This window comes from Nocardia sp. NBC_00881 (assembly GCF_045207455.1).
Classification (GTDB): Bacteria; Actinomycetota; Actinomycetes; order Mycobacteriales; family Mycobacteriaceae; genus Nocardia.
In genome coordinates this window covers 4,665,748-4,688,248 of the sequence record NZ_CP108798.1, presented here as the reverse complement: position 1 = coordinate 4,688,248, position 22,501 = coordinate 4,665,748, and the positions used below count along the sequence as shown (strand labels likewise).

The window sequence follows — 22,501 nt, the reverse complement described above, 5'->3', positions numbered from 1 at the left end:
GCTGGTCCGCCGAAGCGACGGCTCCGGATATGGACTATCGTGCCCGCCCTGCTGATCACCGTGCTCGCGGTACTCGGGCCGACGCTGGCGCCGCGCCCGGCCGAGGAGGCAGTGGGTATACCGTTCGGCGATCCCGGCGACAGCGCGTGGCTCGGCACCGACCGGCTCGGCAGGGACGTGGTCAGCCAACTGTTGTTCGGCGGTTGGGGACTGCTGCTGCTGTCGGCGGTTATCGCGGTGGTGGTGACCGGGTTGTCCTGCGTGCTCGGCGCGGTCGTCGCGCTGCGCCCGCGGATCGGGGCCGTGATCGAACTGGGCACCGACTTCGTCATTCTGCTGCCCGCGGTACTCGGCATCCTGCTGGTGCTGACCTCCTGGCCGGACGCGGGCGTCTATGGGCTGATCATCGTGGCACTGCTTTTCGGGGTTCCATATTGTGGGCGGGTTTTCGCGGCTGCGGCCGCGGGGGTAGCGGCGTCGGGATACGTGGAAAGTGCGGAGGCCGGCGGTGAGTCGCTGCCCCACCTGGTCTTCCGGGAAGTCATCCCGAATCTGCGTGCCGTGCTGGCGACTCAGCTCGGCCTGCGTTTCGTCGCGGCGGTCTACCTGGTGAGCACTGCGTCGTTTCTGCAGCTGCCCACCACGCTGGGTGCGAGCAACTGGGCGGTCATGGTGCGCGAAAACGCCTCGGGGATGCTGCTCAATCCCTGGGCGGCGCTGGCACCCGGTCTGGCGATCGCGATCGTCGCGGTGAGCGTGAACCTGGCGGTGTCCGCGTTCGGTCAGGAGGAGCGGACATGAAAATCGCTACGAGCCTTGTCGTCGCCCCTGTGGCGAAGGTTGATTCGTACCGGTCCGGCTGCCGTCGGGGTGCGGAAATTGAGTGATCTCGTCCTGGTCGACAGGCTGACCGTGCTCGCTTCGAACGGGCAGAAATTGGTCGGTCCAGCGACCTTCCGGATACCTGCGGGCACGGTCACCGCGCTCACCGGGCCGTCCGGATCGGGCAAGACCACGGTGATGCGTGCGCTGCTCGGCCGGCTGCCGTCCGTCACGGCCCGGGCCACGGGGACGGCCTCGGTCGCCGGAAACGATGTGTTCTCGCTGAATCATGTTGCATTGCAACGTTTCCGGCGTATGCACATCGCCTATGTCGGGCAAGACCCCGGGTCGGCGCTGAACCCGCTGCTGCGGGTGCGCGCACTCCTGCGCGAGGTCGCGCCGGACGCAGCCATGGCCACCCTGGTCGACACCCTCGCGTTGGTCGGCCTGTCGGCGGAGTACCTGCGCCGCCGTCCGAGCGAACTTTCCGGTGGCCAGCAACGCCGAGTCGCCCTCGCCAGGGCGCTGATCCGCGACACCGGCGTATTGGTGCTGGATGAACCACTCGCCGGGTTACACGGCGCCCTGCGCACCGACATCGCGGGACAGCTGGTCGACATAGCGCGGCGACGTTCGGCGGCGATCCTGCTGTCCGGCCACGACACCACCCTCGTGCACTCGATCGCCGACCAAGTCGTCGAACTCGGCGCCGTCACCGACCTGACCGAGGCCGGGCCGCCACGAGCACTGGTTCCCTCCGGCCATCCTGAGGGGCGAACAGCGAAGTTTCGGGACGGAACCGGCACTCAGTCGAGAATCGCGGACGCTTTCGTCGAAACAGCGCACGCCTCGCCGGTCGTCACGTTGCCCGACCGAGCCCCCGGGGTGCCGGTATTGCTCGACACGGATTCGGTCGGCGACCGGGCAGGCGATCATCCGATCGGCACCGACGCAGACCTGGTCCGCAACGGACGGCGTGGTTCGCTCGGCGCCGCCGTGAAGGACGGATTCGGCCAGGACGAATTCGCCTTGCGCGCACAGGGTATCGGCGCATCGGTCGATGGCCACCAGGTGCTCGCCGACGTCGGTTTCGAGCTGTGCGCAGGCGCGGCCCTCGCCGTGGTCGGCGCGTCCGGCGCGGGCAAGACCACCTTGGCCCGCGTCGTCGCGGGTCTGCATCGCTGCGCGACCGGATATCTCGAACTGCGCGGCGCGCCGATCTCGGTGGGTCGGGGACGGCGAATCTCGCACGGCGCAGGGGGTATCCAGCTGGTCACCCAGAATCCGCGATCGGCTCTCAACCCGCGCCGCACCGTCGCGCAAACCCTCGGCCGTCCGCTGCGTCGCATCGGCGGCGTCCCGAGACGACGACTGCCACAGCACATCACCGAGCTCCTCGCCTCGGTCGAACTGCCCGCCGACCTGGCCGGTCGCTACCCGCACGAGCTTTCCGGTGGCCAACGTCAACGAATCGCCCTGGCCCGGGCCCTCGCCGCCGAACCAGCTGTGCTGCTCTGCGACGAGATCACCTCGGCCCTCGACCACACCACCGCTGCCTCGATCATGGCTCTCCTCGACCGCGTCCGCGCCGACCACGGCACCGCGCTGCTGATCATCAGCCACGACATGGGCTTGGTTGCCGAACACTGCTCTCGCCTTCTCGTCCTCGACCACGGTCGCGTCGTCGAGTCGGGTGACACCGGAACCGTTCTCGCCGCGCCGACCCGTACCGCTACCCGCGAGCTACTCGGCTGAGGCTGCCGCGCGGAACGAGTATCCGGCGCCGACCGATGGGGTCGCCGGCGACGGTTCCTTCGGCGATCGACGGTGGGCCCTGGCGCAGGCGCCCATCTGGATGATGGAAGGTGTGTTCCTGAAGAAGACCGGCGCCTTGGCCGCCGCCATGGTGATCCTCGCGCTCGCCGGTTGCGGGATCGATCGCGACCACACCCCGATCCCGGAGGGGATTCCGCCCGGCCCGGGCACCCCGCTGCCCGTCATCGACCTGGACGCGCCCGGGCGCACTGCCGTCCAGCTGCGCGGCTGGGCCGACGAGCAGGTTGATCGGCTGGGCATTCCCGCCGTCGCGCTGGAGGCATACGGCTACGCGGCGGCGGTACTGGCCAGGGCACGTCCCGACTGCGGCATCGCGTGGACGACGCTCGCGGGCATCGCCAGCGTGGAGAGCAAGCACGGCACCCACCGCGGGGCGGAGGTCGGCGCCGACGGCACGGTCCGCCCGCCGATCATCGGGGTCGCGCTGGACGGCTCGCCCGGCGTCGCGCTGGTCGAGGACACCGATGCTGGTGCGCTCGACGGCGATCCGGTTTTCGACCGAGCCGTCGGTCCGTTGCAGTTCATTCCGGAAACCTGGAAGCGCTGGGGCGTCGACGCCAACGGCGACGGGGTCGCCGACCCACAGAACATCGACGACGCAGCGCTCACCGCGGCCCGCTACTTGTGCACCAGCGGCGGCGATCTCACCTCCGAGCACGGCTGGCGGCAGGCGTTGCTCACCTACAACCAGTCGCTCAGCTACTTGCACACGGTGCGCGATTGCGCCGCCGTCTACAGCGTCGGGCGCAGAGCGTGATCCGCCGCTCGCCGGAGTGCCGGTTACCGAGCCGGCCGCGAGGACGATAGGCTCGCAGCGCACGGCCAATCCCGTGAGACCTACCGTGTCCGCAGCCGAAGGAGTGTCGTTTTCGTGGCCATCATCGAACAGGTCGGAGCTCGCGAAATCCTTGATTCGCGCGGAAATCCCACCGTGGAGGTCGAGATCGCCCTCGACGACGGCACCCTGACCAGGGCGGCCGTGCCGTCCGGGGCGTCTACCGGCGAGCACGAGGCTGTCGAGCTGCGCGACGGTGACGAGCGGTACGGCGGCAAGGGTGTGCGTAAGGCCGTCGAGGGTGTGCTCGACGAGGTCGCGCCGGCAGTCATCGGTCTGGACGCGGTCGAGCAGCGCACCGTCGACCAGGTGCTGCTCGACTTGGACGGCACCCCCGACAAGTCCCGCCTCGGCGCCAACGCTCTGCTGGGCGTTTCGCTGGCCGTGGCCCGCGCGGCCGCCGAGTCCTCGGGTCTGGAGTTGTTCCGCTACCTCGGTGGCCCGAACGCCCACGTGCTGCCGGTGCCGATGATGAACATCCTCAACGGCGGCGCGCATGCCGACACCGGCGTCGACGTACAGGAGTTCATGGTCGCCCCGATCGGCGCGCCGACCTTCAAGGAGTCGCTGCGCTGGGGTACGGAGGTTTACCACGCGCTCAAGTCGGTGCTGAAGGCCAAGGGCCTGGCCACCGGCCTCGGCGACGAGGGCGGCTTCGCCCCCGACGTGGCAGGCACCCGGGACGCGCTGGATCTGATCAGCTCGGCGATCGCGAAGACCGGCCTGAGGCTGGGCAGTGACGTGGCGCTCGCGCTCGACGTCGCGGCCACCGAGTTCTACACGACGGGCAGCGGCTACAAGTTCGAGGGCAGTCTGCGTTCGGCCGAGGAGATGGCGCGGTTCTACGCGGAACTGCTCACCGACTACCCACTGGTCTCCATCGAGGACCCGCTGTCGGAGGACGACTGGGACGGCTGGGTGGCGCTGACCGACGAGATCGGCGACAAGATCCAGCTGGTCGGCGACGACCTGTTCGTCACCAACCCGGAGCGCTTGGAAGAGGGCATCGCCAAGGGCGCGGCCAACGCGCTGCTGGTCAAGGTGAACCAGATCGGCACGCTCACCGAGACTTTGGACGCCGTCGAGCTGGCCCACCGCAACGGCTACAAGACCATGATGTCGCACCGATCCGGCGAGACCGAGGACACCACCATCGCCGATCTCGCCGTCGCGGTCGGCAGTGGTCAGATCAAGACGGGTGCTCCCGCGCGCAGCGAGCGTGTGGCCAAGTACAACCAGCTGCTGCGCATCGAGGACGCACTCGGGGATTCGGCGCGCTATGCGGGCGACGTCGCGTTCCCTCGATTCGCGTTCGAGGGCTGACCCCGCGGTACGACCTGACATGACGGAGCGACGTGCGCGTGGTACCAGTCCAGCCGGACGCGGAGACCGCCGCACGTCGCGTGCCACCAGATCGCGCCCGGCCGACGCCGCGGCCAAGCGCAGCCGCAGGCGGGCCGACTCCGCGGAGAAGAAGCCGGGGCCGCGCAAGAGCGAACGGGGTTCCGCGGGCGACAAGCACGACCACACCATCCTCGGGCTGTCTACCGGCAAGGCGGTAATCCTCGCGATCGTGGTGTGCGCGCTCGCCCTCACCCTCGCCGTGCCGATGCGCACCTACTTCACCCAGCGTGCCGAGGCAGCCCAGCTGGCGCAACAGCGCGACGAGCTGGAGGCCGACCTCGCGCGGTTGCGCGATCGCCGTGCGCAGCAACAGGATCCCGCCTACATCCGCTCGGAGGCCCGGGACCGGCTTCGTCTGGTGCTGCCCGGCGAGACGCCGTACATCGTGCAGGTGCCCGGCATCGAGGCACCCGCGCCGCCCGCGGCGCCCACCAAGTTCAGGGAGCCCGATCCCTGGTACACCCAGCTGTGGCGCAGCATCTCCGAGCCGCAGCCGACGCCCGCGGCCGCGCCGCCAGGACGGGAAGGACCCAGGTGACCGCACCGAACGACCAGGATCTCGCGATCATCGCCGAGCAGTTGGGCCGTGCACCGCGCGGTGTGCTTGCCATCGCTTACCGCACCCCGGATGGGCTCCCGGCCGTTGTGAAGACCGCCCCTCGGCTGCCGGACGGTACCCCTTTCCCGACCCTCTACTATCTGACCGATCCCCGGCTCACCGCGGAGGCGAGCAGGCAGGAATCCGCCGGTGTGATGCGCGAGATGACTGAACGGCTCGGCGCCGACCCGGAATTGGCCGCCGGCTACCGCGCGGCGCATGAGAGCTATTTGGCCGAGCGCGACGCGATCGACTCGCTCGGCACCGATTTCACCGGTGGCGGGATGCCCGAGCGGGTCAAGTGCCTGCACGTCCTGATCGCGCACTCGCTGGCCAAAGGGCCGGGCGTGAACCCGCTCGGTGACGAGGCGGTGGCGCTGGCCGCCGACCACGGCTTGCGCGGCACCGCTATTCCGGCGGACTGGCCGAAGTACGAGCCGAGCGGCCCACGAGACAAGGAAGTGCGGTAATGAGTAACCGGGTAGCCGCCGTCGACTGTGGCACGAACTCCATCCGACTGCTGATCGCCGACGTGCTCGGCGACGGCCGCTTGGCCGACGTGCACCGAGAGATGCGGATCGTCCGCCTCGGGCAGGGGGTCGACGCGACCGGCTCGCTCGCGCCGGAGGCGATCGAACGCACCCGCGTCGCCTTGGCCGACTACGCGGCGCTGATGCGCGAGGCAGGTGTCGGCCGGGTGCGGATGGTCGCTACCTCCGCGACCCGGGACGCCGCCAACCGCGAAGATTTCTTCGCCATGGCGCGTGCCGAACTCGGCATAGTGGTGCCGGGCGCCGAAGCCGAGGTGATTACCGGTGACGAAGAGGCTCGGCTGTCGTTCGCCGGCGCGATCGGCGAATTATCAAGCGAGTCAGCACCTTTCGTGGTCGTAGACCTGGGCGGCGGCTCGACCGAGCTGGTGTTCGGCGACAATGCGGGCGTGCGGGCCGCCTATTCCGCCGACATCGGCTGTGTCCGGATCACCGAGCGCTGCCTCACCGGCAATCCGCCGACGGCCGACCAGATCGCGGCAGCTCGCGCATTCGCCGCCGAGCGACTGGCGGAAGCGTTCGCGCGTGTTCCCGTGGAGGGGGCACATACGTGGGTCGGTGTGGCGGGCACGATGACCACCATCGCCGCGGTCGCGCTCGACCTCCCCGAATACGACGCGAAGAAGGTTCATCTCGCGCGGCTGACACTGGACCAAGTCCGCGCCGTCTGCGACCGGCTGATCGCCATGGACCACGACCAGCGCGCCGCCCTCGGCCCGATGCACCCGGGCCGGGTCGACGTGATCGGTGGCGGCGCGGTCATCACGGAGGTACTCGCGGAGGAATTATCCCGTCGCGCCGGAATTTCCGAGCTGGTCGTCAGTGAACACGACATTCTCGACGGCATCGCACTGTCCATCGCCTGAGCATCCCCTGAACAGGGGCGCGGCGCTCAGGCACGGGAGGTGTCCTGATCCTGATCGCCATCGGCTGTGTCGCGCGATCTGCCGACCACGATGTCGGCGAGCCTGGACAAGGATTCCTGATTGCGCGGCAGCAGCAGCAGTTCCTGGATGATGTCGGGCACCCACGTGCCCGGGCCGTGCTTGGTGTGCTCGTGCATGCGGACCCGGGTCCGGCCGGGTGCCGTCTCGGTGAGTTCCAACCGGATCCACGCGGAGCCGAACGGTCGGAGCTTGGCCTCCAGTTCCAGCAGTCGCGGCGGATCGACCGCACTGACCTGCGTGATGTCGTCCACCGTGAATGGCCACACACCGGCGCGGTAGTGCAGCCGGGTGCCCTCCGCGGGCCAGCCGGGGTCGACGTCGCGGATATGGGTGGCACCGACCACCCAGGCCGCGTACGACCAGCCGTCGGAAAGGACAGCGAAGGTGTCTTCCGCCGATGCCTGCACCATGTGTTCGACGTGGGCCATAAGCACAACGCTTTCTGGGCGGGGGCTGATCGTGGTGGATTCGCCGGCTGCCTCCTGAATGCCCGGCCGCGGAAGGGACAAACGTTCACAACGTTCAGTCTCAGTTGCCTGCGGAATCGATGACCTGCGTGCGATCGTTCGGGGATGGTTGAAGCGGCAACATCGCAGGAATCAGCGGAGACCCGAGCGCTGTTCGGCCACCCGATCGGGCTGGTCAACCTCTTCGGAGTGGAGCTGTGGGAGCGTTTTTCGTTCTACGGGATGGTCACCATTCTCGGGTACTACCTGTACTACTCGGCGACCGACGGCGGTCTGGGTCTGGCCAAGGACACCGCGGTCGGCCTCGTCGGCGCCTACGGCGGTCTGGTCTACCTGTCCACGGTGCTCGGCGGCTGGATAGCCGACCGGCTGCTCGGCATGGAAAGAACCCTGCTCTACGGCGGCGCCGTGGTCATGGCCGGGCACATCGCGCTGGCCGTGCTGCCCGGACTGGCCGGCGTCGGGGTCGGTCTGGTGCTGGTCGCGCTCGGCAGCGGTGGGCTGAAGGCGAACGCGTCCTCGCTGCTCGGCACCCTCTATTCGAAGGGGGACGCGCGCGCCGACGGCGGGTTCACGCTGTTCTATCTGGGCATCAATCTCGGCGCGTTTTTCGGCCCGCTGCTCACCGGTCTGCTGCAGACCGATCTCGGCTTCCATTTCGGCTTCGGCGCGGCAGCGATCGGTATGGCGCTCGGCCTCACCCAGTACATGGTGTTCCGCCGTAACCTCGGCACGCACGGCCGCGCGGTGCCGAACCCGCTCTCGCGTAACGCTGTCGGGCCGTTGGTGGCCGGAGCGGTCGGGGCTGCGATGCTCGTCGCGGTGGTGTGCGTGACCGGCGTGGTCACGCTGGACAACCTGCCCGAGGTGACGACCGGCGTCATTGTCGCCGCTTCGGCCGGGTACTTCGCTGTGCTGCTCACCAGCGCCAAGGTCACCCAGCTCGAGCGCAGCCGGGTGCGCGCGTTTCTTCCACTGTTTCTCGCCAATGCGGTGTTCTGGTCGCTGTTCAAGCAGATCTTCACGGTGCTGGCGGTCTACTCCGACGAACGGATGAACTGGAACATCTTCGGTTGGACCGCGCCCTCGAGCTGGATCGGTTCGGTCCAGCCGGTATGGGTCCTGCTGCTGTCGCCGCTGTTCGCGCTCCTCTGGACCACGCTGGGGCAGCGCGCACCGAGCACGCCGCGGAAATTCGCGCTCGGCGTGATCGGCATGGGTGCCGCGTTCTGGTTGTTCGTGCCCATGTCCGGCACCACCGGACGAGCCGTGCCCGCACTGCTCGTGCTGGCGATCATGGCCGTGTTCGCGATCTCCGAACTGCTGCTTTCGCCTGTCGGTCTCGCGGCTACGACTCGACTGGCACCGGAAGCTTTTCGGGCTCAGATGATGGCATTGTATTTTTTCTCTGTTGGCCTCGGAACGTCGATGTCGGGTACTTTGGCTCGGTTCTATGACCCAGGCCACGAATTCGCCTACTTCGGTATCACCGGGACGGTCGTGGTGTGTGCGGGGTTGCTCGTCGCCGCTATCGCGCCGTGGATCAGCAGGTTCATGGCGGGCGTGCACTAGCGCTGTCGAGGCGAACAGATGCTCGACAGCATTATGAAGGAGGACGTGTGACGAACCCCAGGCCTAGAGCCGGCACGACGGGTGATGTCTCGTCTCGATGGGGCGGTCTGTTCCGCACCAAATCCGTCGAACAGTCTATCCGTGACACCGACGAACCCGACTCGAAACTACGCAAGGACTTGACCGCCTGGGATCTCACCGTTTTCGGTGTCGCCGTGGTGGTCGGCGCGGGCATCTTCACGCTCACCGCCCGCACCGCGGGCGACGTCGCGGGTCCCTCCATCTCGATCGCCTTCGTCTTCGCCGCGATCGCCTGCGGGTTGACCGCGCTCTGCTATGCCGAATTCGCCTCCACCGTCCCCGTGGCGGGCAGCGCGTACACGTTCTCCTACGCCACCTTCGGCGAGATCGTCGCCTGGATCATCGGCTGGGACCTGATCCTGGAGTTCGCGCTCGCCGCGTCGGTGGTGGCCAAGGGCTGGTCGCAGTACCTCGGTGAGGTGCTCGGCACCACCTCGCCGGTCGCGCACTTCGGCCCCGTGTCGTTCGATTGGGGCGCGGTGCTGCTGATCGCGGTGCTCGGCGTGCTGCTCGCGACGGGTACCAAGGTGTCCTCGCGGGTGTCGGCGGTGGCGGTGGCCATCAAACTCGGCGTGATCGCGCTCGTGCTGATCGTCGGCTGCACCCACTTCAAGGCCTCGAACCTCACGCCGTATATCCCACCGTCCCAGGCCGGGAAGGAAGGTGAGGGCCTGCGGCAGTCGCTGTTCTCCTATCTGACCGGCGCCGGGCACAGCAACTTCGGCTGGTACGGCCTGCTCGCCGCGGCCAGCCTGGTGTTCTTCGCGTTCATCGGTTTCGACGTCGTCGCCACCACCGCGGAGGAGACCAAGAACCCGCAGCGCGCGGTCCCGCGCGGCATCCTCGGCTCGCTGCTGATCGTCACCATCCTGTACGTCGCGGTGTCGCTCGTACTCACCGGCATGGTGCCCTACACCGAGCTGACCGGCAAAAACGCCACATTGGCCACGGCGTTCGCCATCCATGGCGCGACCTGGGTGAAGAACATCATCTCGATCGGCGCACTGGCCGGACTCACCACCGTCGTGATGGTGATGTTCCTCGGGCAGACCCGCGTGCTCTTCGCGATGGCGCGCGACGGCCTTATGCCGCGCAAACTTGCCCACACCGGCAAGAAGGGCACGCCGGTGCGCATCACCGCCGTCGTCGGCGTGGGGTGCGCTCTGCTGGCCGGTTTCGTGGACTTCGGCACCCTGGAAGAGATGGTCAACATCGGAACGCTCTTCGCCTTCGTGCTGGTCTCGATCGGCGTCCTCATCCTGCGCCGCACCCGCCCCGACCTGCCGCGCGGCTTCCGCGTTCCGCTCGTTCCGCTGGTCCCGGTCCTCGCGGTGCTGGCCTGCCTGTGGCTGATGCTGAACCTGTCGGTGGAGACCTGGCTGCGCTTCCTGGTCTGGATGGCTATCGGCTTCGTCATCTACTTCACCTATTCCCGCCGTCACTCCCTGCTCCGGCAGACCCCCGCCGAGTAGCCCGCGAGCGGGACATGGCGGTGGCGGACCCGAGAAAGCCCCACCACCATGTCCCGGTCGGGGAGCGGGGGATAGCCTGGCGCGGTGTCGCAGCGTGAGTTGGTTGTTCTCGGGACCGCTAGCCAGGTCCCGACGAAACAGCGAAACCACAACGGTTACCTGCTTCGGTGGGATGACGAGTCGGTTCTGTTCGATCCGGGCGAGGGAACGCAGCGGCAGATGACGTATGCCGGTGTCACCGTCACCGGTCTCACCCGTATCGGCATCACCCATTTCCACGGCGACCACAGTCTCGGGCTGGCCGGAGTGGTGCAGCGGATCAATCTCGACCGAGTGCCGCATCCGGTCGACGTGTGGTTCCCGGCCTCGGGCACCCAGTACTACGACCGACTCGTCAACGCGACCTCCTACTATCACCGCGCCGAGCTGCGACCTCACCCGGTCATCGGCCCGGGCGTGGTGGACCTGCCCGGCACGCCTTTCACGATCACCGCGGCCCGGCTCTCCCATCCGGTCGACACTTTCGGCTACCGGCTCAGCGAGCCGCCCGGCCGCCGCATCCTGCCGGACCGGTTGCGCGCCCTCGGTCTGCGCGGCCCGGTCATCTCCGAACTGCAACAGCAGGGCAGCATCGAATTCGCGGGTCGCACAATCACTCTGGACGAGATCAGCGAGCCGCGCCCCGGCCAGAACTTCGCCTTCGTCATGGACACCCGGCTCTGCGCCGGCGTTCAGGAACTGGCCGCCGACGCCGACATGCTCGTCATCGAGGCCACCTTCCTGGACGCCGACGCCCACCTGGCCACGGAATACGGCCACCTCACCGCGGGCCAGGCCGCCAGGGCCGCCGCCGACGCAGGCGTCCGCACCCTCGTCCTCACCCACTTCTCCCAGCGCTACCGCGACCTCGATGAGCACCTGACCGAAGCAGCGAAGTACTTTCCCGGCGAAATCCACATCGCCGCCGACCTCACGCGAATCCCGCTGCCACCCCGCCGCTGAACTTTCGTCCCATCGAATTCGGCCGCCGACGCTAACGCTTGGCCGCCGCCAACGATCTAGTTATCTGGGACGCCCGCCAACACCGAGCCGAACGACCAGTCCGCACCGATCGCACCACCGAACCGACCACTACCTCGGCAACGGCCACGCCCCGCCACCCGACGAACACTCGGGATTCCGGTACACCCGTACGACTCGGTACGCTGTCCCGGACGGCCCCCATAGCCCAATTGGCAGAGGCAGCGGACTTAAAATCCGCCAAGTGTCGGTTCGAGTCCGACTGGGGGCACCGGTGGTACTTGCGCAACGGTGCAGGTAGAAGGCGTAACCGGGAACTCTAGGCCGGTCTGGATTTCGACTCTGCCCACATTCTGCCCACAACCTTCTCAAGCTTTCTGGCTACGGCCTCTAGATCGTCGTCGAACAGATCGGCGTACACGTCCAGCGTCATGGCCGCCGAAGCGTGTCCGAGCATCCTTTGAATGGCCTTCACATTCGCACCTGACGCCACTGCCAAGCTGGCCGCAGTGTGCCGCAGGTCGTGTGCAGTGACCCGAGGAAACGTCTCGTCGATCTTCCTGCACCGACTCACAGCCCCGGATAACCACGAGTCATGCGACGACGGGGGGCCGAGATGCTTCCCCTTCGACGATGGCCATAGCAGGTCTTCGCGTCCCTTGCCTTCACAAGATCGCGCCAGTTCGGTAGCCACAGTCTTCGGCAGAGGCACAGTTCGATGCTTATGCGACTTCAGTGAACCGACATGTGTCTCACTGCCGACACGTACGGCGTTCTCGTGCAGCACGGCTGTTCGGCGAAGGAAATCGATATCCTGCACTCGCAGGCCCGCCGCCTCACCCCAGCGCAGCCCGACAAGGGACAGCAGCAGGACTAGTGACCCGTAGCGGCCGGACTCCTGCGCCAGCATCACCATTTGTTTCGCCGTGAGGTACTTGTTCGGTGCGCGGCGCTTCGGTGGCAGCTTGACCTCACGTGCCGGATTGCTGGCGAGCTGTCGATCGCGTACGGCGTCATCCAATATGCGCGCCAGTACCGAATGCGCGTCTCGGACTAATGATGGGCTCCGCCTCAACGACAGCTCAGCTATCCATGATTGGACCCCGCTGTGCTTGATCGCGTTGATCCGAGTGCGGCCCCAAACAGGCTCGACGTGCACCTTCCATGCGGACTCGATCGAGTGCAACGAGGACGGTTTCACGTGTGCGCCTTGACGTTTCAGCCAATCAGGTCCGAGTTCGCCGATTGTGACCCGTCCGGCAGTCGGGGGGATGTAGCTGCCCATGAGCTTGTCGACCTCGACAGTGTTGGCGAACCGCTCGGCGTCGACCTTGCGCTTGAAGCCGCGCTTGTCGGTCTGCTTGCCGTCCGGCTTGCGGTAGCGGACGCGGTAGCGCTTCCCTGACTTGGTCTCGTAGGGCTCAATTGTCGCCACGGTGCGAGTCTTCCTGTCGTTTAATTGCTTGAGACAGTTCGTCTTTCAGTACACGAGCGATGCGCCCGCGCTTCTGTTTGCTTGCATCCTCACCCGCTCTGGCATCGCGTTCTTCGGTGAATCCTCGGCCCCAGAGCTTGAGCGCTTCGACTACAAGGCTCGTGGACGAGATGCCGACATCCTTCGCCGCGCGCACTTCCGCGCCTGTCGCCTTGCGAAGTTCTTTGTGCAGGTCTTCCTCATCGACCCCTTGCCACTGTTCAGGATTGTCGAAGAACCCGCGGACAAGGTCCGTGGAAGCCTCCGCGACAGACAGGGGGACGCCCGATGCTGTGATCTCGACCGGCTCGGCTGAGAAGAATCGCGTCAGATCCTCGGCGGGAATCGACACGGTGTCGTTGAGTTCGACACGCCCCTCGCATTGGAGGAGGTCCACCAACGTGACCGGACGGCCGAGAAGGGTCCGAAAGGCGATCGTCAGCGCAATCAGAGTCGGCACGGTAGGACTCGTTCGGCCAGCCTCGAGGTCTGCAACGCGGCCGGAGTTCCACTTGAGTCCTGCCCATTGTGCGTGGCTTGCAAGCCGTTCGGCGGTGTGATCGCCGCGTAGACGTTTGGCGTTCTGACCGACTATCTCGGCCACGGTCGACTCGTGGTCACTGGCGTTTTCCCTGGCTGTCATGGGTGGTCACATTAGTCGGGTTACCGAGTGTTGACAAGAGTGAACCTCGGTGCTTTCATTGTTCTCATTACTCGCCATACCGATTAACGAGAGGCTCGGACATGACCGAGAGGTATCACCGGTCGCCGCTGGCGACGCCGAAAGAGGTTGCCGAATTCCGGCGGACCACAGTCGCCGCACTAGCACAGGAGCGTTACCGGGGTACCGGGCCAGCGTTTCTATCCCTGGGTAGGCGCATTTTCTACACCTGGGAGTCCGTCGACGCCTGGGTGGATGCCAACACCAGGAAGCCGGGGGCCGCGTGACGGTCGACCGGACCTACCCCAAGACCAAGCGGCCCGGGAGCGGCGGCCACCGCTACCCGGGCCATCGACGACCACCCCAACTCACAGGAGAAGAAGTCATGTCTAACTTTACTCACCACGCCCGCCGGTTCGAGGCCGAAGACTTATCCGAACGGCAGAGCGAGGGGCTCTCGTGCATCGACTGTGATCGAGACCTGGACGTTCCGGGGCTCATGTCTCAGCCCGCCGGGTTCGGCCCTCGTGGACAGGTCTTTTCGTGCTGTGAGTGCGTCGAATGGGATGCCGCAGCGACCCGGGCGACATGCGCCGGAATCGCCGATGCCCTCGCGACCGAAGGGCGTGCATTGACCGTGGGTGAGCTGATGGTCATCGCGCGAATGCTCGGCGTCTCGGCTGCCGAGTTACTAGATCGCGAGCACGAAAGGTTGATCACCCCCCTGTAATTCGAAAAAGGGCCTGCACCCAGTAGTCGGCCCGGCGAGTAGGAACCAACACCCGCCGGGCCGTACATCGAAAATTCAGGAGTTTTCCGATATGACCAATTCTAATGCGCCTGGCGCCGACTTCCTCGAAAGCGGTTCGGAGCTGCCAGAGGACTGTGACGCGCCTGTCCTCGCCGTGTCGAGCCGGAAAAGCGTAGTCGCTGCCCGGTCAGCGGGAATATATGCGGTCTGCCCTGAGCCGAATGGTTCGACCGAATGGGCGAGAGGTCGGACGGTATATATCGTCTCGGATCGAAACGAGGCTTCGCGCGCGCAGGCCGAGAAGCTACGCAGACGGCTGGAAGGTATCGCGGTGGATGTCGATGTCGCCGAACCTGCAAAGGGATGCGCAGACTTCATCGCCCACCTAGATGCGAAATACGGCATTGACGACCTGACTCAACCCGAGGCGCCGCAGCTGCAAGCGGCTCTCAAGGAGGTGAGCGCGAAGCAACGATCGGTTCGTCTCGTCTCGTTCGCGGACGAATATGACGATGTGCCGGTCTGGGCGTGGGAGTACGGGGGCAAAGGGCGGATAGCAGTGGGTGCGCTCGCCTTGTTTGCTGGCAGACCTGGCGCTGGTAAGTCCACTGCTGGGCGCTGGGCTGCCGCACAGGCGAGTAACGGAACTCTCGAAGGTCATTGGTACGGCCATCCGGTCAGTGTCGCGTACATAGCCGCTGAGGAATCGGCCAAGTACATAGTCAAACCTGGTTTGCGTGCGGCGGGAGCGAGTATGGGCCGAGTATTCATGCCGAAGGTCAATCTTGACGGTGAAGAAGTGCGATTCCTGTCCGCGCACGACATGGACAATCTCACTCGTGAACTCATTGCTCATGACGTGAAGCTCGTCATCGTTGATCCGCTTATGTCAACGATCGGATCAAAAACCGACATCAACCGGAATAACGAGGTCCGTTCACTTATCGAGCCCTGGGCGAAACTCGCCGAGAAAATCGATGGAGTGGTACTCGGAATTGCTCACCTCAATAAGTCCGGCAATGGCGACATTGTTGCAGGAATAAATGGCTCCTCCGCTTTCGGTGAAGTAGCGAGGGCAATCTTCGGATTCACGAAGGACCCTGAATCCGAAGATGGTGACCGAATCATGTCCCAGGAGAAGAATTCGCTGGGCGAAGAAGACCTTGCGCTGATGTATCGAATTGAATCTACGACTGTCACGACGGATTCGGGCCGGTCTGCTGATGTAGGTCGGTTCGTCATCGTCGGCGCATCGGATCGGACGGTCGGCGATGTCCTTCGATCGCAATCGAAATCCGGTAGCGAGGACGCCGACGATCGGACCGGAGCTGAAGCATGGCTTACGAGATTCTTGACTGAGAAACCGGGCACAGATTCGGCTGAGGTCAAGAAGGCTGCCAGGGGAGCGGATATTTCCGAGCGGACGCTACAGCGAGCGAGGAAGAGGCTCGGCGTCAAGCCTCGACTCGAAGGTTCCCCCCCACGAAGCTATTGGGAGCTGCCATCTGTGCCACATCGACCCCATGTCCCGGGGAGTGGCACAGATGGCATAGATGGCATAGATGCAGGTCAGCCAACTATGCCACTCGGTCAGTCAACTATGCCACCTCCTACGAGTGGCATAGTTGCTCTACCAGCATCTATGCCATCTATGCCATCTATGCCATCTATGCCATCTGTGCCACCTAGGGGATATGCCCCCCGCGTTGGCAAAGATAGAGACTCGTCTGGCCGATCGAAGCCCACCGATCGGTGCCCAGTCTGCGGCACGCAGCTCGGATACTCCGCTGGCAACGGACCCACTCATCTCACCTGTCGCCCCGAGTGGGATCGACGCATTGTCGACGGCGGTGCGGCATGACGTCTCGCTATCGCCGCAAGCCCCGGCGCCGCTGGCCTCGTATAGCCGCACCACTCACTGACATCGGCGCCGCCCTCGATGATGCCGCCTGTATAGGGATGGCACCCCTATTCGACCTAGATGTATTTGGGGAGGACCCAGAGCAGCGGGAAGCAAGGCACCACCGGGGGGTGGGGGTATGTCGTGTATGTCCGGTAATGGGCCGTTGCTCTGCCGCCGCTGAGAATCTGGGCGACCAGGCACAAGGAATATGGGCGGGTCATTTACGTACGCCGACCGAGCTTCAAGAGGGCGTCTCATGTTCCTAGATATCGACGACGTTCGAATGCTCCGTTATGTCGTAGGTGAAATGATCCGGCATCGGCAGCATTACGGGTCGGTGCCCGATGTGTTGCAGCGAATGGATATGCGACTGGCTATCGAACTCGAATTGCTTGGTTCCGCCACGGGAACTTCATTGACGCCGGGTTCTTCAGAATTGAAATCAGAATCAATCGGCTCGGTCGAGGCAGCTCGAATACTCGGATGCTCGCAACGACGAGTCCGTTATATCGCAAAAGACTTGGACGGGAAGCTTGTAGGTAAGTCGTGGACATTCGATAGGTCCGTGGTCACTGACTACAGCGCGAGCAGGAAGAAGGGAGGGGCCTAGTGAAACCTCAAAGACCCTTGGCCCTGACACGTCCGCCAGGCAGCTGAGCTCTCTCCCCTGGATTTATAGCCCCATCGCGCGCGAAAGGTACCGCAGAAATGTCCGAGATTCGACGAATTCCACCGAATCGACCAGGAACTCATCGGGAAGCGATCGAACGCACTCTTGCCGAATATGACGTGATCCCCGCACTGGGGGAATTAGCGCGCACGATCGCCGATCAATGCGACGCGGCACCAAACGGGCCGTCTACCCGGCTCGTCACGGTGTTTCTGTCCGCGCTGAAGGATATTCAGCGGCACGGCAAACCCAAGGCCGATCAGCATAGCGGCAAGCTCGCCCAGATCCGCGCCAGGCACGTCCCGCAAGCGGCTAAGTCCCCGATCCCTAACCACCTGGGACGGAACGGACGCGGAGCATGACGGAAGAGATGTTCGGACGCAAAAGTTCCGCCCCGGAATGGGTCCCGTGCGTGGTGTGCGGCACAGATAGGCCCTACATCGGCCCAGGTGCGTCTATCGAGCCGGTAAGGGCGCGCAAGTGGTGGCAGGTGGGATTACTCGACCAGGGCAAGGCAGCGTGCCCGTGGTGTGGCTCGCAGTAGAAAGAGAGATTTACCAAAATGATCAGGATTCAAGATTTGCTCGATGCGGAAAAGCGCGTCGAGCAGGCGGAGGCGGAATATCTCGCGTCGAAGCGGCCGGAAAACTGGTCCGCACACGAAAGCATCGACAAGCAGGGGCGTAGGACCCTCCATATCGACGAGCTGACATTCGAACGACGAGAGCAAGCGAAGGCGCGTCTGGATACTGCCCGTCGTGACGCTATCGCACTTCGTCACGCATATTTTCAGGGAGCATGACCATGTTTCAGCGGATTGAGGACATGGGCCTTCGCGGTATCCGTCGACCCCCGATGTCGGTGCATGAGGCGCGAGCGAATATGGCGCAGGCTGCCGGGGGTTTCGCCGATGATTTCGACGGCTTGTTTCTCGACAAGGACGTTTCCGAAAGCTTTGATATCGACGATGATTGTGCCCCGGTGCGTGATCCGTATCTGCACACCCCGGCTGGACGTGCCGCGCGTGAGAAGTATGCCCGCATCCTGGAACGAGCGTGGTCGGAGCACGAGAAGCAGACCGCGCGTGGTGGCCACAAGCAATTCACCGTTCGAGGTGTCAGTGAAGGGCAGTGTCGAGAGCAGACCGCAAACGCGATTGAACGCCGTGGCACCGATAAGGCCAAGCGGGCGGCTGACGCATTGCGAGCTGGCGCTATGGAAGTCCGGGGCGGCCGGAAGCGCTCTTACAGTCCTGTGAAGATGAAGGATGGCAACTGAAATGCTGACACTGCGTGAACTCGCCGCTGAGCATTTCGGCGTCGTCCGGAATATGGGTCGCGCCGGGGTTTTCGGCATGAGTCAGACCGAGGTAAATCGGGAGAGACTTGCGACAGCTCAGCGAGCCGAAGAAGCGATAGTGCACGCGCTCGCAGGCCCGCCTAAACAGTTCACCGGAGAGCCCGACAATGCGCAGCTGAACTTGATGCTCAGCTACGCACGAGCACGCCTTGCTGAACTCGAAACCGAGTCGTCGCCTACGACGTAGTAGGCGATTCCCTGCCGCCCAGGAAGTGTTTCCCCCGGTGCTTTACTCCGTTCCCACTGGGGGAACGTGCCACACTTCCCGGGCGGCAAACCTTTTCAAGAGAGGAATTGCCCCATGGACAAGGACTTCCTACGCCTCAAGGTCACGGGTCACGGCATATACCCCTCGCGGTTCGCGAGGCTCGCTACCCTGATCGGGGCTATGAAGCGGCCGGTTACGGTCATTGCGGCAGGCAATCAACTCGGCGGTGATGCGTATGTCCTGGCTATGCACCTACTCGACGCAGGGATAGCCGATGTGCGGATCATCGCCCACGATGCCCAGGCCGACCGTCAGGCTATCGCCACACGCGGCGTGTACCGGGCGTCAGAGATAAGCATTGATTTTCGCATGGGTCGACTCTCCCCACACTTTCGTGAGTATTACGTCCCGGATACCGACGACAAATATCTCAGCGTCCGTGCAGATGTTCGCGGCCTAATCGAATTCGTGCCGACGACACAAATGCTCCCCTATGAAGGCGTGGCCCCTGCCGACGTGATCATGCTGCGCAATGTCTGGCTCCACCTCCATCCGTCCGAGCGGATCACATTGATTGCCCGGTTGCGCGATTCCCTGCCCGACGACGGCGTATTCGCCGTGCGTTACGCACATTGGAATGAATTATCCGTCGTGGCCCCCAGCCTCGGAGACCGTAGGGTGTTCGGCAGGCCATATCCCGATGCCGTGCAACGACTCTCCAGCCTCGAACTTGAGCCTGCCCGGGACCCGCTGTATGCAGATCGACCCGGACAATACCCCGTTGCGTAACGTCTCAGTGCGTGCCCATGTCCGGGTCGATCTGGGCAAGCATCGAGCGTGCCCAGTCGGTGCCCTTGTGGTCCTCTGGCAGCACCGCGTATCCGGTCTCGGCTTCCCGTATCGCGTCGGGAGTACGGCCCATCGCTGCGAGCACCACGCCGCGTTCGAGGCCCCAGAAGCCCGGCGTGTACCAGTACCCGAATGCGGGAAGGTCGATCCCTTCTGTTGCTGCCGCTGCCGCGTCGGCGTGGTGTAGCGCTCGCGCCGCTCGACGTCGGTCTCCTTGCAGCGCGAGCAGTTCGGCGCGTTGATAGCGGTCGTACACGCCGAGAATCGGGTGGGCACGTGTGACGGCTATCGCCGACTCCGTGAGGTCTACAGCGCGCTGTAGGTCGCCGTTGTGGCGGGCCGTGTATGCGCGGAAGCTGTGCGCGTGTGCGAGCTGTGACGGATCGTTGCCGTCCTCTGCGAGCTTGGCGGCGTCGCTGAGTACGCGGTCGGCGAGATGCGCTTGCTGCGTGGCGTGCTCCAGCCATCCTCGGTATCGCGCGACTTCAGATGCAAGGCTGGCAGATGCGGTACCGCCCGCTCGGTGCCGCGCCAGGGTGCGCGCTGTCGCATCCATGCCGCGAACCAGCTGCACGACGGATGCGGCCCCGACAATGTCCTCTAGATGCCGTGTGCGGTCCAGGATCGCCGAGAGGTCTTCCAATCCTGCACGGCCCGCGCTGGACGGGTCACCTACAGTCGCGCCGAGCCGTTCCAGGTCAACGGATTCCATGCCCAGCACAGGATCGGTCAGCACCGACCTGTACGCGTCGAGCACCGCTACCGTTACGGGCCGCTGTCCGGTCTCGATCAGGGATAGATAGCCAGGGGTGAAGCAAGTCCTGCTCGCCATGCGTCGCAGGCCGATATCGGCGATTGTGCGCAGCTCGCGCAGCAGCTCGCCGGTCACCCCCGAATCAGTAAACACAGGCAAACACTAAGCCCGTTCAACGAACGGTGCTGGCAGAACACACTTTCCCGTAGCCCCGCCGCCGGGTCGAACCGGCCCTGGTATCGGTTCCCCGGCGGCGGGTGCTTACCACACGAGCAGAGGGGACCTCATGACATCAAAGCCCGGCGCGATCGGGTACGTACGCTGTGACATCTCCGGTGTGCGGCAGAAGTGGGACGAGATGCAAATTCGCAGCACCGCCAAGCGGCTCGGCTATGACTTGCGCAAGACCATCGTGTTCAACGAGCGCACCGCCGACCCGATCTACCGGTTGCGGGTGGTTGTTACCCGTCTCGGCGTCGACGCCGTAATCGCGCCCAGCGGACATCACTTCGACCCTGCATGGGCGGCAGTCCCTGCGGAACTCGTGGCCGTGGCCGATGTAATCACCGTGTCGCCTGAGCAGACCTATGCCCGATGGGCTACGGGCTATATGCCCGCTGGTCTGGACGGGGCGTAGCGGGCAAGGCTGCCCATGTATTGCCCACAATTGCCCATGAAACATGGTGATCTACCGTGAATCACGGTGATGTGTTTTTGCTGGTAGAGGCGATTTCTGCCCCCTGACCAGGGCGTCAAAGTTGTTTCGAGTCCGACTGGGGGCACTTGCACGACCTTGATGGTCGCGCTCGCACTGATCGCCAACGACGCCGCAGTGTGGCGCAGGCCATGCGGAACAACACCGTCGAGGCCGATCGCAGTCGCCGCTTGGTCGAAGGCCCAACGGAACTCGCCCAACGGCAGATGACCACCGGTGCGACTCTCGAACACCAAGGGTGCACTGGTCCGGCCGTCAAGGTCTGCCGCCAGCAGTTCGGCCAGGAAGGGCGTACCGGCACCGACCGTGATGTGTGGTTCTTTGTGTCGGTCTCGACGATGCTCTGGTCCGCTGGTTAGTTGGTCGCGGCTCTGTGACGTGCCCTGGGCAGGACACGCAAAACATGGGCAACCGGAAAACGCCTGGTCATTGCGGAGATGTATCTGGTCTGAACGTTGCCGATCACGCTGTATCCATCGGCAACCTCTAGACCGGCGACAAATCGAGTTGGTGGATGAGGGGACACCACCTCTTTGGTAGTATGCATTTCGTTGGGTGTTAGCCAACTATATGCATACTATGTCGGAGGTGGTGTTGATGGCCGAGTATCGCAGCACCGTGCTGCCCAGTGAGCTCTGGCGAGCACCGCTTCGAACCCTACGGCCGCAGGACTTGGCCGGCATCTACGCCCAACCGCGGCCCGAGATCGCGCGTCTCGTCGATCGGGGCGTGCTGCACCGCGTTGCTCACGGCTACTACGTCATCGTCCCGCCGGACTATGTAGGCCGGACCTGGCTGCCTGGCCTCGAGGCGGTCGCCGCGGGTATCGCATCGTCGATTTACGGGACGGATCAGGCCATTGTCATGGGAATCAGCGCGGCTCGTGTGCTGGGAGCCGCGCCTCGTGCACTGGCGACCGCAGTTGTCGCGGTACCGCGCCAGCATCGGCCGATCGCGCTGACCGACCGCTCGGCGCAAGTCCGGTTCGTCCGCCGCGATACCGAAGCGCTCGACGCGGAGCGTGTCGAAACGCCGCTGGGCCCGGCGCTCGTCACGACGCCGGAGCAGACGGTGCTCGATCTTGCCCAGCGTCCGGAACTGGGCAACGCCGAAACGGAGGTTCGTCCGGCGATCGAGACGCTCTACCGCCGTAGTGATTCGGCGAGGCTTACGCAGCTCGCTACGGACCAGCGTCGGGGTGCGGCGCTTCGGCGTGCGGAAGGTTGGGTGGGGCATGAGCATCGACGAACGTGACAGTGTCGCAGTTCAATTCGGAGTTTCACCCGAGCAGGTCGAGCGCGACCATCTGATCTCCCATCTGCTGGCGACTATCAGCCGCGGGTTCGGCGACCGACTGCACTTCATCGGCGGAACTGCTCTTGCTCGTACGCATCTGGTGAGCGAGCAGCTCGGCGGTTTCCTCGAGGCGGTAGGGCCAGCCGGAAGGACTGCACCACGGCCTGGTCGCTGTCGGTTAGCCATTGGTCGATGATAGTCAGCATCTCGCCGAGTTCGATCGCGTCGTCGACAGTTAGGCCGGCGTCCTGTGCCT

At 64.8% G+C, this 22,501-nt stretch carries 25 protein-coding genes and 1 tRNA gene; 22 read left to right on the top strand and 4 right to left on the bottom strand.

All coding sequences use genetic code 11. The features are described 5' to 3' along the window. The first annotated feature begins 39 nt into the window (after positions 1–39). From OH799_RS19710 to OH799_RS19680, 7 genes are all read left to right on the top strand, one after another. A complete protein-coding gene (locus tag OH799_RS19710) occupies positions 40–801 on the top strand; it encodes an ABC transporter permease (protein ID WP_406266099.1) in 762 nt (253 codons plus the stop codon). A gap of 78 nt (positions 802–879) precedes the next feature. Beyond that, a complete protein-coding gene (locus tag OH799_RS19705; RefSeq protein WP_406266096.1) occupies positions 880–2,577 on the top strand; it encodes an ABC transporter ATP-binding protein in 1,698 nt (565 codons plus the stop codon). 100 nt (positions 2,578–2,677) lie between these two features. Continuing rightward, positions 2,678–3,415: a lytic transglycosylase domain-containing protein gene (locus OH799_RS19700; RefSeq protein WP_406266093.1), complete on the top strand. Its 738-nt coding sequence runs from the start codon at positions 2,678–2,680 to the stop codon at positions 3,413–3,415. Positions 3,416–3,529: 114 nt separating this feature from the next. Then, complete coding sequence (gene eno / locus OH799_RS19695; RefSeq protein ID WP_406266090.1) at positions 3,530–4,816, top strand: phosphopyruvate hydratase; 1,287 nt, start codon at positions 3,530–3,532, stop codon at positions 4,814–4,816. A gap of 19 nt (positions 4,817–4,835) precedes the next feature. After that, on the top strand, positions 4,836–5,435 hold the full coding sequence (locus OH799_RS19690; RefSeq protein WP_406266087.1) for a septum formation initiator family protein: 600 nt from the start codon (positions 4,836–4,838) through the stop codon (positions 5,433–5,435). Next, entirely contained in the window at positions 5,432–5,965 is a 534-nt protein-coding gene (locus OH799_RS19685; protein WP_406266084.1) for a DUF501 domain-containing protein, read from the top strand. Before OH799_RS19690 ends, OH799_RS19685 begins: the two co-directional genes overlap by 4 nt. Further along, positions 5,965–6,912: an exopolyphosphatase gene (locus OH799_RS19680; RefSeq protein ID WP_406266081.1), complete on the top strand. Its 948-nt coding sequence runs from the start codon at positions 5,965–5,967 to the stop codon at positions 6,910–6,912. The genes OH799_RS19685 and OH799_RS19680 overlap by 1 nt, the downstream gene beginning before the upstream one ends. Before the next feature lie 26 nt (positions 6,913–6,938). On the opposite strand, the gene OH799_RS19675 is transcribed toward OH799_RS19680, so the two are convergent. Continuing rightward, on the bottom strand, positions 6,939–7,421 hold the full coding sequence (locus tag OH799_RS19675) for an SRPBCC family protein (protein WP_406266078.1): 483 nt from the start codon (positions 7,419–7,421) through the stop codon (positions 6,939–6,941). Positions 7,422–7,565: 144 nt separating this feature from the next. Between OH799_RS19675 and OH799_RS19670 the strand changes: the two genes are divergently transcribed. The 4 genes from OH799_RS19670 to OH799_RS19655 all read left to right on the top strand — a co-directional run bounded on the left by OH799_RS19670 (position 7,566) and on the right by OH799_RS19655 (position 11,876). Beyond that, positions 7,566–9,032 carry a peptide MFS transporter gene (locus tag OH799_RS19670; RefSeq protein WP_406266075.1) on the top strand — a complete coding sequence of 489 codons (1,467 nt, stop codon included), beginning with the start codon at positions 7,566–7,568 and terminating at the stop codon, positions 9,030–9,032. 47 nt (positions 9,033–9,079) lie between these two features. Then, complete coding sequence (locus OH799_RS19665; protein WP_406266072.1) at positions 9,080–10,585, top strand: amino acid permease; 1,506 nt, start codon at positions 9,080–9,082, stop codon at positions 10,583–10,585. Between the two features lie 84 nt (positions 10,586–10,669). After that, positions 10,670–11,587, top strand: a complete 918-nt coding sequence (locus tag OH799_RS19660; RefSeq protein WP_406266069.1) for a ribonuclease Z — start codon at positions 10,670–10,672, stop codon at positions 11,585–11,587. Between the two features lie 215 nt (positions 11,588–11,802). Next, positions 11,803–11,876: transfer RNA gene (locus tag OH799_RS19655), tRNA-Leu, on the top strand. A 48-nt stretch (positions 11,877–11,924) separates the two neighbouring features. Here the strand turns inward: OH799_RS19655 and OH799_RS19650 are convergent. Then, on the bottom strand, positions 11,925–13,040 hold the full coding sequence (locus OH799_RS19650; RefSeq protein WP_406266066.1) for a tyrosine-type recombinase/integrase: 1,116 nt from the start codon (positions 13,038–13,040) through the stop codon (positions 11,925–11,927). Further along, complete coding sequence (locus OH799_RS19645; RefSeq protein WP_406266064.1) at positions 13,027–13,722, bottom strand: hypothetical protein; 696 nt, start codon at positions 13,720–13,722, stop codon at positions 13,027–13,029. Before OH799_RS19645 ends, OH799_RS19650 begins: the two co-directional genes overlap by 14 nt. A gap of 101 nt (positions 13,723–13,823) precedes the next feature. Between OH799_RS19645 and OH799_RS19640 the strand changes: the two genes are divergently transcribed. The 8 genes from OH799_RS19640 (at position 13,824) to OH799_RS19605 (ending at position 19,420) form a co-directional block, all read left to right on the top strand. Further along, complete coding sequence (locus OH799_RS19640) at positions 13,824–14,027, top strand: DNA-binding protein (protein ID WP_406266061.1); 204 nt, start codon at positions 13,824–13,826, stop codon at positions 14,025–14,027. 98 nt (positions 14,028–14,125) lie between these two features. After that, positions 14,126–14,470 (top strand): hypothetical protein, encoded by a 345-nt coding sequence (locus OH799_RS19635; protein ID WP_406266058.1) that lies wholly within the window; start codon positions 14,126–14,128, stop codon positions 14,468–14,470. Between the two features lie 91 nt (positions 14,471–14,561). After that, on the top strand, positions 14,562–16,352 hold the full coding sequence (locus tag OH799_RS19630; protein ID WP_406266055.1) for an AAA family ATPase: 1,791 nt from the start codon (positions 14,562–14,564) through the stop codon (positions 16,350–16,352). Continuing rightward, on the top strand, positions 16,349–16,660 hold the full coding sequence (locus OH799_RS19625; RefSeq protein WP_406266053.1) for a WhiB family transcriptional regulator: 312 nt from the start codon (positions 16,349–16,351) through the stop codon (positions 16,658–16,660). The genes OH799_RS19630 and OH799_RS19625 overlap by 4 nt, the downstream gene beginning before the upstream one ends. Positions 16,661–17,626: 966 nt before the next feature. Next, the gene (locus OH799_RS19620; protein ID WP_406266050.1) at positions 17,627–17,866 is read left to right on the top strand and encodes a hypothetical protein; all 240 of its coding nucleotides are present in this window, start codon (positions 17,627–17,629) and stop codon (positions 17,864–17,866) included. Further along, positions 17,863–18,342, top strand: coding sequence for a hypothetical protein (locus tag OH799_RS19615; protein WP_406266046.1), 480 nt, complete (start codon positions 17,863–17,865; stop codon positions 18,340–18,342). The genes OH799_RS19620 and OH799_RS19615 overlap by 4 nt, the downstream gene beginning before the upstream one ends. Beyond that, positions 18,332–18,610 (top strand): hypothetical protein, encoded by a 279-nt coding sequence (locus OH799_RS19610; protein WP_406266044.1) that lies wholly within the window; start codon positions 18,332–18,334, stop codon positions 18,608–18,610. The genes OH799_RS19615 and OH799_RS19610 overlap by 11 nt, the downstream gene beginning before the upstream one ends. A gap of 114 nt (positions 18,611–18,724) precedes the next feature. Then, positions 18,725–19,420 (top strand): CheR family methyltransferase, encoded by a 696-nt coding sequence (locus tag OH799_RS19605; RefSeq protein WP_406266042.1) that lies wholly within the window; start codon positions 18,725–18,727, stop codon positions 19,418–19,420. 4 nt (positions 19,421–19,424) lie between these two features. On the opposite strand, the gene OH799_RS19600 is transcribed toward OH799_RS19605, so the two are convergent. After that, a complete protein-coding gene (locus tag OH799_RS19600; protein WP_406266039.1) occupies positions 19,425–20,387 on the bottom strand; it encodes a helix-turn-helix domain-containing protein in 963 nt (320 codons plus the stop codon). Between the two features lie 133 nt (positions 20,388–20,520). On the opposite strand from OH799_RS19600, the gene OH799_RS19595 reads away from it, so the two are divergent. The 3 genes from OH799_RS19595 to OH799_RS19585 all read left to right on the top strand — a co-directional run bounded on the left by OH799_RS19595 (position 20,521) and on the right by OH799_RS19585 (position 22,203). Next, positions 20,521–20,871, top strand: coding sequence for a hypothetical protein (locus OH799_RS19595; protein WP_406266037.1), 351 nt, complete (start codon positions 20,521–20,523; stop codon positions 20,869–20,871). Between the two features lie 209 nt (positions 20,872–21,080). Beyond that, positions 21,081–21,308 carry a hypothetical protein gene (locus OH799_RS19590; protein ID WP_406266034.1) on the top strand — a complete coding sequence of 76 codons (228 nt, stop codon included), beginning with the start codon at positions 21,081–21,083 and terminating at the stop codon, positions 21,306–21,308. 238 nt (positions 21,309–21,546) lie between these two features. Beyond that, positions 21,547–22,203, top strand: a complete 657-nt coding sequence (locus OH799_RS19585; protein ID WP_406266031.1) for a type IV toxin-antitoxin system AbiEi family antitoxin — start codon at positions 21,547–21,549, stop codon at positions 22,201–22,203. Positions 22,204–22,501 lie beyond the last annotated feature (298 nt).